The sequence below is a fragment of the Haloglomus litoreum genome, from assembly GCF_029338515.1.
In the GTDB taxonomy this organism is placed as follows: domain Archaea; phylum Halobacteriota; class Halobacteria; order Halobacteriales; family Haloarculaceae; genus Haloglomus; species Haloglomus litoreum.
Genome location: NZ_CP119988.1, coordinates 4,509,555 through 4,525,101, shown reverse-complemented (window position 1 = coordinate 4,525,101; position 15,547 = coordinate 4,509,555). Strand labels below are relative to the sequence as shown.

At 71.8% G+C, this 15,547-nt stretch carries 15 protein-coding genes; 8 read left to right on the top strand and 7 right to left on the bottom strand.

All coding sequences use genetic code 11. The annotated features are described in order from the left end of the window. Positions 1–16: 16 nt before the first annotated feature. From P2T62_RS22485 to P2T62_RS22470, 4 genes are all read right to left on the bottom strand, one after another. Positions 17–265 carry a hypothetical protein gene (locus tag P2T62_RS22485; protein WP_276259266.1) on the bottom strand — a complete coding sequence of 83 codons (249 nt, stop codon included), beginning with the start codon at positions 263–265 and terminating at the stop codon, positions 17–19. A gap of 74 nt (positions 266–339) precedes the next feature. Next, complete coding sequence (locus P2T62_RS22480; protein ID WP_276259265.1) at positions 340–1,611, bottom strand: inorganic phosphate transporter; 1,272 nt, start codon at positions 1,609–1,611, stop codon at positions 340–342. Between the two features lie 60 nt (positions 1,612–1,671). Next, a complete protein-coding gene (locus P2T62_RS22475) occupies positions 1,672–2,478 on the bottom strand; it encodes a TrmB family transcriptional regulator (RefSeq protein ID WP_276259264.1) in 807 nt (268 codons plus the stop codon). A 61-nt stretch (positions 2,479–2,539) separates the two neighbouring features. Continuing rightward, complete coding sequence (locus P2T62_RS22470; protein WP_276259263.1) at positions 2,540–4,225, bottom strand: DUF255 domain-containing protein; 1,686 nt, start codon at positions 4,223–4,225, stop codon at positions 2,540–2,542. Positions 4,226–4,574: 349 nt separating this feature from the next. Between P2T62_RS22470 and P2T62_RS22465 the strand changes: the two genes are divergently transcribed. From P2T62_RS22465 to P2T62_RS22455, 3 genes are all read left to right on the top strand, one after another. Continuing rightward, the gene (locus P2T62_RS22465) at positions 4,575–5,012 is read left to right on the top strand and encodes an NAD-binding protein (RefSeq protein ID WP_276259262.1); all 438 of its coding nucleotides are present in this window, start codon (positions 4,575–4,577) and stop codon (positions 5,010–5,012) included. Further along, entirely contained in the window at positions 5,012–7,168 is a 2,157-nt protein-coding gene (locus P2T62_RS22460) for an amino acid permease (protein ID WP_276259261.1), read from the top strand. Before P2T62_RS22465 ends, P2T62_RS22460 begins: the two co-directional genes overlap by 1 nt. Before the next feature lie 222 nt (positions 7,169–7,390). Beyond that, entirely contained in the window at positions 7,391–8,371 is a 981-nt protein-coding gene (locus P2T62_RS22455; protein WP_276259260.1) for a cell division protein CdpA domain-containing protein, read from the top strand. A 63-nt stretch (positions 8,372–8,434) separates the two neighbouring features. Here P2T62_RS22455 and P2T62_RS22450 read toward each other — a convergent pair whose 3' ends face one another. Next, positions 8,435–8,917: a Mut7-C RNAse domain-containing protein gene (locus P2T62_RS22450; RefSeq protein WP_276259259.1), complete on the bottom strand. Its 483-nt coding sequence runs from the start codon at positions 8,915–8,917 to the stop codon at positions 8,435–8,437. 135 nt (positions 8,918–9,052) lie between these two features. Here P2T62_RS22450 and P2T62_RS22445 point away from each other — a divergent pair, with 135 nt between their 5' ends. Then, the gene (locus P2T62_RS22445) at positions 9,053–9,673 is read left to right on the top strand and encodes a DedA family protein (RefSeq protein WP_276259258.1); all 621 of its coding nucleotides are present in this window, start codon (positions 9,053–9,055) and stop codon (positions 9,671–9,673) included. Positions 9,674–9,691: 18 nt separating this feature from the next. Here the strand turns inward: P2T62_RS22445 and P2T62_RS22440 are convergent, their stop codons facing one another. Together P2T62_RS22440 and P2T62_RS22435 are read right to left on the bottom strand one after the other, a co-directional pair. Next, positions 9,692–10,741, bottom strand: a complete 1,050-nt coding sequence (locus P2T62_RS22440; protein WP_276259257.1) for a flippase-like domain-containing protein — start codon at positions 10,739–10,741, stop codon at positions 9,692–9,694. A gap of 48 nt (positions 10,742–10,789) precedes the next feature. Continuing rightward, a complete protein-coding gene (locus P2T62_RS22435; protein ID WP_276259256.1) occupies positions 10,790–11,758 on the bottom strand; it encodes a DMT family transporter in 969 nt (322 codons plus the stop codon). A 175-nt stretch (positions 11,759–11,933) separates the two neighbouring features. Between P2T62_RS22435 and P2T62_RS22430 the strand changes: the two genes are divergently transcribed. From P2T62_RS22430 to P2T62_RS22415, 4 genes are all read left to right on the top strand, one after another. Further along, on the top strand, positions 11,934–13,088 hold the full coding sequence (locus P2T62_RS22430) for a multicopper oxidase domain-containing protein (RefSeq protein WP_276259255.1): 1,155 nt from the start codon (positions 11,934–11,936) through the stop codon (positions 13,086–13,088). Positions 13,089–13,093: 5 nt separating this feature from the next. Continuing rightward, positions 13,094–14,089 carry a halocyanin domain-containing protein gene (locus P2T62_RS22425; protein ID WP_276259254.1) on the top strand — a complete coding sequence of 332 codons (996 nt, stop codon included), beginning with the start codon at positions 13,094–13,096 and terminating at the stop codon, positions 14,087–14,089. Positions 14,090–14,254: 165 nt separating this feature from the next. Then, positions 14,255–14,467 (top strand): hypothetical protein, encoded by a 213-nt coding sequence (locus P2T62_RS22420; protein ID WP_276259253.1) that lies wholly within the window; start codon positions 14,255–14,257, stop codon positions 14,465–14,467. Positions 14,468–14,525: 58 nt separating this feature from the next. Continuing rightward, positions 14,526–15,539 carry an alcohol dehydrogenase catalytic domain-containing protein gene (locus P2T62_RS22415; protein WP_276259252.1) on the top strand — a complete coding sequence of 338 codons (1,014 nt, stop codon included), beginning with the start codon at positions 14,526–14,528 and terminating at the stop codon, positions 15,537–15,539. The last annotated feature ends 8 nt before the right edge of the window (positions 15,540–15,547 follow it).

Below are 15,547 nucleotides of genomic sequence, written 5' to 3'. Positions count from 1 at the left end.
TCGGTTCGGGGCCCACCTAGTAGTTCCGCCGTCGGCCGAAGGTCCTGGTCACGACGCGCCCGGAGACGACCACCATCCCGAGGATGGAGAGGAACAGCATCAGCGCCGCCGTCCGGTCGACGAACCACGGGAGCTCCGTGTACCGCAGGACGGCGTACATCGCCGCGATGGCCAGACAGAGCCCGACACCCAGCACTGTCTCGGCGGTTCGTGACCGATACCACGGCCTCGGTGTCGGGAACGATTCGGCGTCTGGTGTGGTCATGGGTGACGCATCTCGTCGGTATCGGGGCTTTGAACGCGAATGATTTGGGTGTAACGACTAGCCGAACGGCCTGCTCACAACAGCAGCAGGAACACGGGATAGGATGCCGTGACCGCGAGCGCGGGCGTCAGCACCCACATCGAGGCGATGCGCTTGGCGGCCCCGGCGTCGAACAGGCTCCGCTCGTCCAGATCCGCCGGCCCCTCGGCGCCGACGTCGGGGACGTCCGGCACCTCGTCGTCCGGCTCCGCGGGCTCTTCCTGGCGCGCGATGTCGCCGATGGTCGGGCTGGTGGGGGCCTCCTCGACGCGTGAGGTGACCAGCGCCCCGGTCGCGACCTCCAGATCCGGGCGTTCGGGCGTCGGTTTCGCCAGTTCGGCCAGGGTCGCCGCCCGGCTCGCCCGGCCCCAGCCTAGCCCGATGATGGTCGAGGTGGTCGAGACCGCCAGGCTCGCGGGGATGCCGAACTGCGAGAGCACCGTGATGACCGTCCCGCCGACCACGGAGACGATGAGCGAGGCCAGGATCGGCAACTCGGTGATGTCGTCGCCGACCGTCTCCAGGGTGCGGCGGGCGATGGTGAACCCGCCCAGCCCGAAGGCGAACACCGCGAGCAGGACCCCCTGGTCGACGGTGAGCGGGCCGCCCGCGCCGACCAGGGGCGCGACGGCGTTGGCGGCGTTCGACGCGCCCGCCGAGAACGCCATGTAACAGCCGATGACGACCACCGACAGCGACCCGACGACGTCCCGGGGGGAGGCGTTCCTGTTGAACCGGGGGCGTGGTACCCGCCCGGAGCGGTCGAGCTGGACGAGGTGGAGGTCGAACTTCGTGAACGCGACGTAGCGGTCGAGGTAGGGGTAGACGTAGCGCCCGACGACGACGCCGACGGTGAAGCTCAGCAGGGGCGCGACGATCCACGCCGAGACGATGACGAACATCAGCGCCCGGTTGAGCGTGTCCGAGGCCAGCCCGAGGCCGACGATGGCGCCGACGGCGGTCATCGAGGTCGACGCCGGGACGCCGTAGAGGTTCGAGATGAACAGCGACAGCCCGGTGAAGAACAGGACGACGACGCTCGTGAGCGGCGTGAACTGCACCGCCGGGACGATGCTGCTGCTCATCGTCGCGATGACGTTCCGCCCGACCGTCCACGCGCCGAGGAAGGCGAAGGCGAGGAACAGCGCGGCGGCGGTCGCCTTCCGGACCAGCCGGGAGCCGACCGCCGGGCCGAACGCCACCCCCGTCGACGACCCGCCGATGTTGAACCCGACGAACACGGCCACCAGGAGCCCCGCGACGGTCAGGACGGACAGCGACACCATCTGTTGTTCCAGGGCCGACATCGCAGGTGGCCCGGATATAACCTCGGGAGCGGTCCCCCGGGAGCCGGCCCGGCGGTCCCGCTACAGCAGCAGTTCCTCGGCCGCCTCCCACCGGGGGCGGAACTCCTCGCGGACGCTGGCGGCGAACTCGCGGTCCTTCAGGTTCAGCATCGCGAACACCTCCTCGGACTGGAGCGGGTGGGGGACCTCGATGACGACCTCGCTCTCGTCGACCAGCGTGAACGTCCCGGAGACGTCATCGACGGTGCGGACCTCGAAGGCGTCGTACTCGCTGAGGGTCTCGCTGTAGCGGTCGCCGAACTCCGGCGGGAGCGTCGGGACGAGTTCGGGCTTCATCAGGAAGTCGACCTCGACGTCGCGTTCCAGGGCCTCCTGCAGGCTGTCCAGCAGGGCGTTGCCGACCTCGCGGATGTCGAAGTACTGCTCCGTGTACGTCGAGAGGACGATGACGATGCGGGAGTCGGCGGCGGCGATGCGCTCGAGCAGGAGGTCGGCGGCCTCGTCGGCCCCCACGGCAGCGGTCCAGAAGCGCTCCTCGACCGGCTCCGCGGTCTCCAGCTCCCCCTCCAGCTCGTCGACGATGGACTCGTACTGGCTGGCCTTCTCCTCGAGTTCGCGCTTCTTGTCCTCGAGCAGCCGGTCCAGCGCCGTCTCGGGCTCGACGGCGACGTACTTCTTCGGCCGGCTCGCGGACTGGGACCGGACGAGGTTGTACTGCTCGATGCTGTTGAGCACGTCGTAGATGCGGCCCATCGGGACGTCGCTCACGCGGGAGAGCTCCTTCGCCGTCGTCGGGCCGGTCTTCAGCAAGGACCGGTAGGCCCGTGCCTCGTACTCCGACAGCCCGAGGTCCCTGAGACTCGCCATACCGGTCGTGGGACGCCGACACCTATAAACACTGAGGAAGTTTACCCGTCTGGAGAGTTGTTTACTTTCCCCGGCTATCCCCGGCCCCGGGCCCGTCCGGTCGGTCGACGGCGGCGACCGCTCGGCCGATCTCTGCCGGCGCTGCCGCCGGGTCCGAGGCCGACGCCCCACGACGTGCGACGGCGTCCTCGCGCTCGCCCGGGACCACGACCTTCTCGTGGTCGGCGACCCGCAGCGCGGCGCGGTGGAGGTCGCTCCCGGCGGGCGGCGTCTCGACCACGAGCGGGTCGTTGACGTGCCGGGCGCAGGCCGTCGCGTAGCCCGCCACCTCGACGCCCATCCGGCCGGCGGCGCCCGCGAACGCGCCGAGCGCGTCGGCCGCCGCCTCGCGGTACCGGTCCTCGCCGGTCAGCGCCGCGAGGTCGATGAGGCCGTCGGCGACCTCGACGTTCGTGTCCAGCGGGCGGAGCGGGCGGTCCAGCAGGCCCGGTCCCTCGGCGGGGCCGTCGCGGAACGCGCCGGTGTCGTCCTGCAGGTCGAGGGTCCGGTCGGCGACCGCGCGAGCGGCGTCGAGCCAGCGGTCGCCCCCGAGCACCTGCGCCGCCGTGGTCAGGCCCGTCAGCAGGCGCGCCCCGTCGACGAGCAGGCCCGACTCGACGACCTCGCCCTCGTCGGCCGCCGCCGGCGGGAAGTGGGTCACCTCGCCGCCCTCGACCAGCTCGTCGAGCACCGTCTCCAGCGCGCGCTCGGCGTACCGCGCCGCGCCCTCGTGGTCCGTGACGGCGTGGAAGCGGCACAGCGCGTCGGCCACGAGACCGTTCCGGTCGGCGAAGACGGTCTCGTCGACGCCCGGCGGGTCGGCGTCCTCGCGCTCGCTCGCGGGGAGCGTGAAGTAGTCCCCGCCGGCCTGGCTCCCGGCGAAGGCGCCACGCTCGCCCGCGTCGTCGACCCAGAGGTCGGTGGTGAGGTAGTCGACGGTGGCCTCGGCGGCCTCGCGGTAGGTCTCGTTACCCGTGTAGAGGTAGCCCGTCGCGAACGCCCGGACGAGTGCGGCGTTCTCGTCGGTGAGTTTCTCCCGGTGGAGGCCCGACCAGTCCCGGCTGTCGGCGTAGCGGTAGAACCCGCCGTCGTACGTGTCGAGCAGGTGGGCGTGGATGGCCTCGAGCGTGCGGGTGGCGTGGTCGCGGGTGCGCTCGCGCTTGGCTGCGAACTCGACCGCGCGCGGGAGCGGGAACTTCGCGCCCTCGCCCCAGCCGCCGAACTCCCCGTCGAAGCCGCCGGTGACGCGGTCGACCATGTGTGCCTCGACCTGCGAGGTGACCTCGCCGGCGGGCGGCTCGTCGCCCAGCGCCCGCGGCACGGACCCCGCAGTGGTCCCCTTCGCGTCCCAGGTCCGGCGCACCGAATCGAGGATGTCGCGGAACCCGTCCAGTCCGAGGTAGCCCGCGGCCGTCAGGACCTCGCCGTCCGGCGTGAGGAAGGCGGTCGCGGGGAACCCACCGACGTTGTACCGCTCCCGGACGCGGGGCTGGCGGTCGGCGTCGACCCGGACCGTGACGAACCCGTCCTTCAGGTGCGCGGCCACGCGTGGCTCGGCGTACGTCTCCTCGTCCATCGCCCGGCAGTGGGTGCACCACGGCGCCGTCACCGACAGCAACACGGGGCAGGTGCGCGCGTCGGCGGCGTCGAAGGCGTCGGCGCCCCATTCGCGCCACTCCACGAGCGTCTCCGCGGCGGCCTCGTCCATACGCGAGCGAGGCGGGTCCGGGGGGAAAGGGTGTCGTTCGTGCGTGCGACCGGCGCGTGATGCCTCGCCGATGCGGCTGATCCGTCCGCCATCACGCTCCCGTGGCCGACCCGGACGGCAGGTTCGGCATCGACGAGGGGCGTGGCTGCACGCTGTCGGCTCGCGGCCGTCTCCCTCCCCGAGAACGGAACCAATCCGGGATTCTGAACCGATTAATCGTATCGAATAGTAAAATGGCGGCAAGAAGTTGCAGAAATAATTTTATTTCGATATCTTTATGACGTTTGGACAATTAAGGGCCGGTAGCCACCGGTCGTCGCCCCCGGATGGGTGGCTCGGGGCCATGCACATGACCCAGGAAGTACTCGTCCTCGGGGGCGGCCCGATTGGCCTCGAGATCGCGACCGAACTGACCGCACGCGGTCAGGACGTAACGCTCCTCGACGACACGGCGGCTGCCAGCGACCGCGTGGCTGCCAGCGACGTGGCGGTCGAGACGGCAGCATCCGCGGTCGGCCGGACGGCGGCGACGGTCGTCGTCGCGACATCGTCCGACGCGCGGAACCTGATGCTCGGCGCGAAGGCCCCCCGGCTGTTCGGTGCCGACAGGGTCGTCGCGCTCGTGAACGACCCGGATCGGCGCGAGGCGTTCGAAGCCGCCGACATCGAGCCGATCTGTGTCTCCGGAGCCCTCACACGGGCAACGGCCGACACCTTCGCCCCCGCGGACCCGACGCCAGCGGCCCCCTCGACCGAGTCCGACGAGCGAAAGAGGGTCGGTGGATAATGGGGAAGGAGCTCGAGCGCGACCTCGGACTGGCGAGCGTCGTCGCCATCAGCATCGGCGCCATGGTCGGGAGCGGCATCTTCATCCTGCCCGCGCTGGCCGTCGGTATCGCCGGGCCGGCCGTGGTGCTGGCCTACCTCGTCGCCGGCATCCTCGTCCTCCCCGCGGCGCTCTCGAAGGCGGAGATGGCGACGGCCATGCCCGAATCCGGCGGGTCGTACGTCTACATCGAGCGCGGCATGGGCCCACTGCTCGGGACCGTCGCCGGACTCGGGACGTGGTTCTCGCTGTCGTTCAAGGGTGCGCTCGCGCTGGTCGGCGGGGTCCCGTACCTCCTCCTGCTCGTCACCGTCCCGGACGCGTGGATCCTGCCGCTGACGCTCGGCCTGGCTGCCGCGCTGGTCCTCGTCAACCTGGTCGGCGCCAAACTCACCGGGCGGCTCCAGGTCGGCATCGTCGCCGTCATGCTGGGGGCGATGGTCTGGTTCGTCATCGGCGGCGCACCCAGTACGGCGACGAGCAACTTCTCCGGGTTCTTCCGGGAGGGGCCGGGCGGGCTCCTGGCCGCGACCGGCCTGGTGTTCGTCTCGTACGCGGGCGTCACGAAGGTCGCCAGCGTCGCCGAGGAGATCGAGAACCCCGACCGGAACATCCCGCTCGGCATCCTCGGGTCGCTCGCGTTCACCACGCTGCTGTACGTGCTCATCGTCGCCGTGATGGTCGGCGTCGCCGACCTCTCGACCATCGGTGATACCCTCACGCCGATGGCCGACGTCGCGGCGGTCACGCTCGGGCCCGCCGGCGTCGTCGTGGTCGTCGTCGCAGCCGTCCTCGCGCTGGTCTCGACGGCCAACGCCGGCATCCTCTCGTCCTCGCGCTACCCCTTCGCGATGGCCAGGGACCGGCTCGTGCCCGAGAAGCTCGGGGCCGTTCACGACGGGCTCGGGACGCCCGCGACCTCCATCACGCTGACCGGGGCCGTGCTGCTCGTGCTCATCGCGTTCGTCCCGATCATGGAGATCGCGAAACTCGCGAGCGCGTTCCAGATCCTCGTGTTCGTGCTCATCAACGCCGCGGTCGTCGCGTTCCGCGAGGGCCACGCCGCGTACGAGCCGAGCTTCCGCGCCCCGCTCTACCCGTGGGTCCAGGTGTTCGGCATCGTGGCGGGTCTGGCGCTGCTGACACAGATGGGGCTGGTCCCGCTGCTCGGGGCGGTCGTCATCACCGTCGCCGGGCTCGCGTGGTACCTCGGCTACGGTCGCAAGCGCACCGACCACGAGGGCGCGGCCATCGAGGAGGTCCGCCGTCGGGTGGGCGAGGACCGCATCGCCGAGACCCGTGCCGCGCTCTCCCAGCCCGGCTACGAGGTGCTCGTCGGCGTCAGCGAGCACACGAGCCCGGAGCGTGAACGGGCGCTGGTTCGGCTCGGCGCCGACGCCGCAGTGGCCCAGGACGGCGGCGTCTCGGTCGTTCGGTTCGACGTCGAGGCCGAGCAGGTACCGCTCGACTACGCCGCGACGGTCCAGACCCGGGGCGACCGGGAGTTCGAGCGCTTCACGGAGGCGTTGGCCGCCGAGACCGACGTGCCGGTGAGCTACGGGGAGGTGGTCAGCCACGACGTCGCCCACGCGGTCGTCAACGTGGCCACGTCGCACGACGCCGACCTCCTCCTGCTTCCGGAGGACGACCCGGGCTTCACCGGGAGTCCGCTCCGCGGTGGCGTGCGGTGGATCCGAGCGCACGCCCCCTGCGACGTGGGGACGCTCTCCGCCGGGGCCGTGGACGACATCCGCGACATCTGCGTCGTCACCGGCAAGGGGCCGTACAACCCGGTCAAGCTGGCGCTGGGGGACGCCCTCGCCAGCGTCAACGACGCACGGATGCACCTGGAGTACCGTGCCGGTCGGTACACGACCGACCACCGGACCGCCGCCATCGAGGCCTACCACGGCGACGTTCGCGACGTCGTCGAGAGCCCCGGTCGGACGGCGGTCGTCCGGTCCGATGGTGGGCGTATCGCCACGCCGGACCTCACCCTGGTGAACGCCGCCGACGGGGTCGCGCTCGACCGGGACGAGCCGGTGCTCACCGTCCACCTCCACGAGGGGAACCGGACGGGTCGCCTGGGGCGCCTGCTCGAACGGCTGTCGTTCTGACGCGATAGCCGGCGGGGAGCGGCCACCCGGTCCGGAACGCACCGGCTCCCCGTGCCGCTCCGAGTGTGGAGCGGCCGTGGGGCCTGGGTGCTGGCTCCACACGTCGGACACGGCCGCCCCACATCCGGGCCCCTTCGTGCCCGATATCCGCCTTAACCGCCCGAAACGTGTCATTCGAGCGTCTGACGCGGAGTTTTGTGGGTGGAGTCCGCAGGGCACCGTATGGCTAGCCTCACGGACGTGTACGAGGGCGGGGCCGGGGGGCCCGACCTGCGGCGGCTCTACCTCGGCGTGGGCCTGTTCCTCGTCGGGGCGGTCCTGACGGTCGGCGGCATCGTCATCGGCACCTCGACCGGTGTCGCCGCGTGGCTCGGACTCGACACCTTCGGCGCCCGCGAGGTCGCGGGCGTCGCCGCCGGCGTCGGCCTCCCGGTCACGTTCCTCGGCGTCGTGGTCGTCCTCCCGCAGACGACCCGCCGCGTCAACGCGGCCGCCGTTCTCGGCAGCGCCATCGCGCTGTTCGGTGTGGTACTGTTCACCCGGGTCTACCCGCAGGCCTGGTTCGACAACGCGTTCCCTGTGGTCGCGGTCTACTTCGTCGGCATGATGACCACCCTCTGGGCCCTGTTCAGCGCGGTCGCGAGCTTCAAGACCCGCAACGACCCCGGCGGGACGGTCGAACTCCGCATCACGGAGGGGGGCGAGACCCGCGTCGTCGAGGTCTCGAACCAGGGCCTCGCGAGCAAGCTCGGCGGCATCGGCCTGATGGGCGGCACCCCGGACGGCAACGTCCAGACCCAGACCGCCGGCTCGTCGTCGGGGACGACCGCGACCGCGACGGCGGAGGGTGGCGCCGAGGTCATGTCCGCCTCGAACGAGCCCGAGACGGACTCGCTCACGGAGCGGGCCCGCTCGAGCTCGGGCCGCAACCAGCGCCACGCCGGCGCCACCACCAACGGTGGTGAGCGCGGAGCGCGCGCCGCGTCGGGCGTGTCCGACGGCGGGACGACCACCGACGACGCCGAGGTGTTCTCCGGCGGCGTCGATGCCGACCCACACCCCAACCAGGACCTCTACTGCGGCAACTGCTCGCACTTCCGCTACGTCCGCACGGACCAGGGCATGCAGCCCTACTGTGGCCTCCACAGCGAGGTCATGGACGACATGGACGCCTGCGAGGAGTGGACGCCGAACAACCGGTAACGCCCCGATTCTTCGGAAGAAATCCGGATTATTCGATAATGTCTCACTTTCGGTAGCTATCGGTCAGTTCGGCTCGTTCTCGGCACGGATCTCGGCGAGCGTCCCGGCCACCCGGTCCCAGTGGCTCCCCCGCCAGAACTGCTGGCCACAGCGCTCGCAGGCCCAGGCCGCCCGGTCGTCGGGGGCGTGCGCGGCGCGCTCGCCGTCGGCCACCCGCGCGACGGGGCCGTTGCAGGACCCACAGCGCGCCGGTCGGTCGTCGAGCGAGAGGCCCAGTCCGGCCGCGTGCAGCTCCCGGAGCTGGTCGGTCACGTCGCGCGATTCGAGCAGGACCCCGCGGTCGCCCGCCCGTGCGGCCAGCTGGACGTCGCGGGTGAGGAGCGTGCGGTCCTCCCGCCGGGCCGCCGCGAGCAGTTCGTCGTCGGCCTCCGTCCCCCGGTGCCCGTCCAGCGCGTACGCCGCGTCGTAGCCGCACATCCGCAGGTACGTGGCGAGGCTGCCCAGCATGACGTCCAGCAGGAACGGGCCGGAGAGGTCGTCGGGCATCGGCCCCACGTAGGGGGCGCGGGGTCCTGACGGTGGTGGCTACGGGCTCCCGTCGGGAGCCGAGCATCGCACGGCCTGGGGCGACCCTGGGACGGAAGACCTTTACTCGCCGGACGGCCCCGTATCGACCACACGATGGCCACGGACGACGCCGGCCGGTCGGTCGCCGCCCGGCGGTGGGTGCTCGACTACGGCGTGTTCGTCCTCTTCGGGACCATCGCGCTCGCGGGCATCTACCTGTTCCTCTCGCGGGACGCCGAGTTCGCCCGGCAGCTGCTGGCGAACGAGCGCTACTGGATGCCCGCGATGTTCGCGCTGTTCGTGCTGGAGGGCGCCATGCTGCTGTACTTCGCCCCCAGCGAGAGCCTCGTCCCGGTCGCGCTGCTCGTCATCGGCCAGTCGGCGCGGGACATCGCCGTCATCGTCGGCATCGCGGTGGTCGGCGCGACCGTCGGGCAGTACCTCCTGTTCCTGCTGGCCAAACGGGGCGGCCGCGAGCGCCTGCTCGACCGGCCGTGGTTCCGGGTGAGCGAGGAGCGCCTCGACCGCTTCGACGGCTGGTTCGACCGCTGGGGCCCCTACGTCGTCCCCGTCTCGAACTCCCTGCTGTTCACGCGGGGGATGCTGACGGTCCCGGCCGGCTTCGCGGAGATGGAGGACCACCACTTCGTGGCGTTGTCGGCGCTGGGCACCCTCTCGTTCGAACTCGTCCTGGCGGGCATCGCGCTGGGCGTGTTCAGCTTCCTCGGCCTCTGAGCCGGCGGGCCGCCGCGCTCAGCGCGTCAGCGCCCGCCCGAGCGTCACCAGGCCGCCGAGCGCGACGACGGCCCCGTCCGAGACGAGCCGGTAGGCCAGCACCACGGCACCGGCCGCGGCCACGTCCAGCCCCAGCGCGGCGACCAGCACCGTCCCGAGCGCGAGGTCGACGCCGCCGGCGCCGCCCGGGAGCGGGACGGCGTTGCCGAGACTCGACAGCGGCACCGCGAGCAGCGCCAGCGCCGGGACGGCGGCGTGGTCGAGCGCCACGAGCACCGCCGAGAGCGCGAGTGCCGCGGCCCCCCAGCCCGCCGTGGTCAGCGCGAACGCGAGCGCCAGCGCCGGGCGGTCCCGGCCCATCTCACGGAAGGTCCCGCCCAGGCCCGCGAGCGCGCGGTCCACGCGGTCGGGTGCGAGCGCGGTGGTGAGGCGGTCCGAGAGGCGGCCGACGGTGGCACGCCCGGCCCCCGCGAGCGCGTGGACGAGGCGCCTCGCCGGGTGCGGCCGGACCGCGACGACGGCACCCACGCCCAGCACCGCCGCGACCGCCAGCGTGAGCGCCGGGAGGAGCAGCCGTGCCTCGGCGGCGATACCGGGTGTCGCCACCGTGAGGAGGGCGGCGGTCGCCGCGACGACGGCGGCCGGGAAGCCGACGAGCTTGCCCGCCGTCGCCGCCGCGAGGTCGCGCTCGTACGGGAGGTCCGTCTCGCGGCCGAGCGCGTACGCCATCACCGCGGGCCCGCCGAGCCGGCCGCCCGGGAGGGTCAGTTTCGCGAAGTTGCCCGAGAGGTAGGCGAGGAGGAACCGTCCCCGCGGGACGGGGGCGCCGGCAGCCCGGAAGAGTGTCCGCTGGGCCTCGCTCCACAGCGCGAGCGCGAGCAGGGTCGCCCCGGCACCCGCGGCGAGCCACCGTGGCTCGGCGTCCGCGAGGTCCGCGAGGACGCGCCGCGGCCCGGCCGCGAACAGGAAGCCCGCGAGGAGCACGAGGACCAGCGCCGCGAGGAGGAGCCGGCGGGCCCGCGGACTCCTCCGGACGGTCGCGAGCAGCGCGTCGCGCTCGTTCGACACGTCCGGCAGGTGGCGGGCCGGGCGTATCAGTGTGCTGTCGCGGGCGGGTCACTCCCCGTCGCGCGCGCCGGCGAGCGCCCGCCGCAGCACGGGCAGCTCGCGCCGCAGCTCCCGGCGCTTCAGCAGCACGAACCCGACGAGGATGATGCAGAACCCGACCGCCGTGAGGAGGTCGACCACCTCGTCGAGGACGGCGAACCCGGCGATGGCGGCGAACACGGGCGCGACGTAGGAGACGAGGTTGATCTCGACGGGGCCGAGCCGGTCGAGCAGGTCGAAGTAGACGAGGAAGCCCGCGGCGGAGGCGACCAGCGAGAGGTAGCCCATCGCCGCGAGGCCGGCCAGCGCCTCCGGGCCGGTCAGCGCCCGCACCGCGACGGCGGGTGACTCGCCGACCGCGAGGCTGGCGACGTGCATCAGCAGCGCCCCACCGACCATCGCGTACGCCTCCATCGTCTCGATGGGGAGGCCCGCGTCGAGCCAGCGGGTGATGACCGAGCCGAAGGCGAAGCACAGCACCGCGCCGAAGACGAGTCCCTTGGCGACGACCCCACCCGCGAGCAGGTTCGCGGGGTCGGGCCGCGCGAGGAGGACGACGCCGACGAGGCCGAGCAGGAGCCCGACGACACCGACCGCCGTCAGGCGCTCCTCGGGGAGGAACGCGCGGGCGAAGAACGTCGTCATGACGGGCGACAGCGAGACGATGACGGCGGCGCCGGCGCTCGTCACGGCGGGGTCGGTCTCGCCGACGAACAGGAGGGCGTGGTAGCCGGCGATGAGGAAGACGGCGCCGACGGCGACGGCGGCCCACTCGCGGGCGCCGACGGGACGGGGGTGGTCGGTCGCGTAGGCTGCGTAGCCGAGCATGATGACGCCCGCGATGTCGTAGCGGACGGCGGCGAACAGGACGGGCGCGGGGCCGAACAGGGCGGGGGCGAGCCCGGCCTTGATGGCCATGAACGCCGCGCCCCAGGCCGCGGCGAGGGCGAGGAACAGCGTCGCGTTCCGGTAGCGCACGGCGCGACTCCGGGCGGGGGGCGGGTCAACGTTTCGAGTCGCCGGCCCGGGATACGAGTGTTCGGCCGAACATGTTCAACGGCGTTCCCACGGCCTGAGAAGCGTCGAAACCCGTCCTCAGGGCCTGGGAACCGGCTACGGCCGCTATTACCATCCCGGCCACAGGCCGACTGTGATGACACCGAGCATCGGTGCGCCGGGTGACGGTATCGGACGACGAGAGTTCCTCGCTGCGACGGGGACGGTCGGCGTGGCGGCCGCTGCGGGTTGCACGGCGACGAGCGAACCCGACGTCGAACAGGTCGACGCCGGGAGCGGGCAGGCCATGCTCGGAGCGGACCTGCCGACGACGCAGCCGCCGGAGGTGGTCGACCTCGACGAGCGCGGCCACGAGGTCACGCTGAAGACGGTGAAGGCGGCCCACGACGCTCACCCTGGACAGAACATGGGTGGGCCCGTCCGGCTGCCCCAGGTGTGGGCGTGGCAGGCCGACGACGGCCCCGCCAGCGTCCCCGGGCCGGTCCTCCGGGTGACGGAGGGGGCGACCGTGGAGATCACGCTGGAGAACACGATGTCGATGCCCCACACCCTCCACGTCCACGGCGTCCGGAAGGCCTGGAAGGACGACGGCGTCCCGACGACGACGGGCATCACCGTCGACCCGGGCGAGTCACACACCTACGAGATCCCCGCGAACACGCCGGGGACCCACCTCTACCACTGTCACTACCAGACGCCGTGGCACATGGAGATGGGGATGTACGGCATCCTCCGCGTCGACCCGGAGGGGTACGAACCCGCGGACAAGGAGTACTTCATGACGGTCAAGGAGTGGGACAGCCGGCTCTCGCGCCAGTACGCGGGCGGCGACGCGAGCTTCGACATCACGAACCGGCGGCCGGACGTGTTCACGGTCAACGGGAAGTGCGCGCCCCGGACCCTCCACCCGGAGGACGGCTCGCCGATGATCGTCGAGCAGGGCGACACCGTCCGGGTCCACTGGGTGAACGCCGGGTTCCGGGGCCACCCGCTGCACATCCACAACCACCGCTTCGAGGTGGTCGAGAAGGACGGCGGCGTCATCCCCGAGGCCGCACGCTACGAGCGCGACGTCCAGGACGTCGCGCCCGCCGACCGCTACACCATCGAGTTCGAGGCGGACGCCGACCCCGGCATCTACCTGATGCACTGCCACAAGGTCGACCACGTCCGGAACGGTGCCAGCTACCCGGGCGGGATGCTGGGCGGCGTCGTCTACAAGGAGGCGATGAACACGACCATCTTCCGCGACCTGATGAAGTACGCCGGCTACGAGCCGGCCCAGGGGTGATGGCGATGCCGACGCGACGCCAGGTGCTCGGCGCGACGGGCGCGGCGCTGGCGGGGACGACCCTCGCCGGCACCGCGGCCGCCCAGCCGGGGACCGACCTCACCGACTGGTTCGCGAAGACCTCGAACGCGACCGAGGTGGCCGACAAACGGGGGCAGGACACCGTCACCGTCACGGTCGGCGCGGCCGCCAACGGCGGCGACTGGGGCTTCGCTCCCGCCGCCGTCCGGGTCGACCCCGGGACCACCGTGCGCTGGGAGTGGACCGGCAAGGGCGGCGCGCACAACGTCGTCGCCAGCGACGGCACCTTCGAGTCGAAGCTCGTCCAGGAGGAGGGCCACACGTTCGAGTGGACGCCCGAGAGCGCGGGCGTGACGAAGTACTACTGCGCTCCGCACAAGGCGATGGGGATGCGCGGCGCCGTCATCGTGGGCGGTACGCCGGTCACGGTGACCGATGCCACGCCCACGGCCGCGGCCGCCAGCGGCGGCAGCGGCGACGACGGCCCGCCGGCCCGGACGTTCGACGGGTGGCTCGCCGAGACCGACAACTACGACGGCGTGGTCGACAAGCGCGGGCAGGACGAGGTGACGGTGCAGGTCGGGGCCGAGGGGAACGGCGGCCCGTTCGCCTTCGAACCCGCCGCCGTCCACGCCTCGCCCGGGACGACCGTCGTCTGGGAGTGGGTCGGGCCGAAGCAGTACGACGTACTCGACCCGGACCTCGGCATCGAGTCCGAGACCATCGCCTCGTCGGGCTACCGGTACGCCGCGCAGCTCGACGGCGACGGCCTCGCGAAGTACACCTGTTCGAAGTACGGGGACAGCGGGATGCGCGGCGTCGTCCTCGTCGGCGACGGCCCCGTACAGGAGCTGACGACGCAGGGTGCGGCCGGCGCCGGCGGCGTCGCCGCGCTGGTCGCCGCGTCGCTGGGCTGGCTCTACCGGTTCAACGACGGCGCCGCGACGACGACCGACCCCGAGGACGTTCGGCGGGGCTGACCGCTGCGCCGTTCTTCCAGCGTTATACGTCCTGTATGCCTTTCATAATATTATAATTCGACAAATATATCTGCAAATCGTTTAATTATCTGATTGTATTGGGTATATACTCTCTACAATCCTTCAGGGCGAGTCTTGAAACGTCTCGGCGTGCTAGCTCCTCACATGAGCGTCTCGGGCCTCTGCCAGATCTGCGAGGAGCGCGAGGTGGTCGACGGCTGCGACCGGTGTGGCCGGCTCGTCTGCGAGCGCCACTTCGAGGAGTCGGCGGGTATGTGCGCCGAGTGCTACGCCGAGTTCGGCGGCGGTCGGGACGAGGAGCACCGGCCGGGCCGGGACGGCCCGGGCCCGGACGGCGTGGATACGTACCGCTTCTAGCCCAGCGACGCGCCCGGCCGGGGCTAGCCCTATCGGGCCCGGGTGAGAAGCGGGCCCCATGCGTGCCGCAGCCTTCGCCGACCTGATCGGACCCGATGGCGTGTCGATTATCGAGCGACCGGACCCGGACCCAGGTCGCGGCGAGGCGGTCGTCGATGTCGAGGCCTGCTCCATCAACCGCCACGACCTCTGGATACTGGAGGGGGACTCGACGATGGTCGACGCCGACGACCTGCCGTTCGTCAGCGGCCTGGACATCGCCGGGACCGTCTCGGCCGTCGGTGACGACGTGCGCGGCGTCGAGCCGGGCGACCGGGTCGTGCTCTGCCCGAACGAGACCTGCGGGCAGTGCCGGTTCTGCCGTGAGGGGCCGGAGAACCAGTGCGAACGGTTCTCGCTGTACCATGGTGGGCTCGCAGAGCGCGCGCTCGTGCGGGCCGACCGGCTGGTCGCGCTCCCGGACGGCGTGGACGCGACGACCGCGGCCGCGCTTCCGACCGCGTACATGACCGCCTACCGGATGCTCCAGCGGGCGCAGGTCGGCCCCGGCGACCTCGTGTTCGTCCCGGGCGCGACCGGCGGCGTCGGCGTCGCAGGCGTCCAGCTCGCCGACGTACTCGGTGCCCGGATCGTCGGCACCTCCTCGTCAGCGGCGAAACTCGACCGGCTGACCGACCTGGGGCTCGACCACGCGGTCCAGGGGACCGACCCGGACGAACTCCGGGACGCCGTCGCCGACGTGGGGACGCCCGATGCGGTCCTGAACCACCTCGGCGGCCCCTACTCGGAACTCGGGCTGGACCTCCTGTGCCGCGGCGGCCGGATGGTGGTCTGCGGTCGGACGGCGGGGAACCGCTCGACGTTCGACGTCGCGGACCTGTTCCTCGGCCACAAGCGGGTCATCGGGAGCACGATGGGGACCCAGAACGACCTGGAGACGCTGGTCGACCTCGTGGCGAGCGGCGACCTCACCCCGGAGGTCGACGCGACCTACCCGCTCGCGGCGACCGACGAGGCCTTCGCCGCGATGCAGGACCGCGACGCCGTCGGGAAACTCGTCGTGACGAACTGACCGGCGAT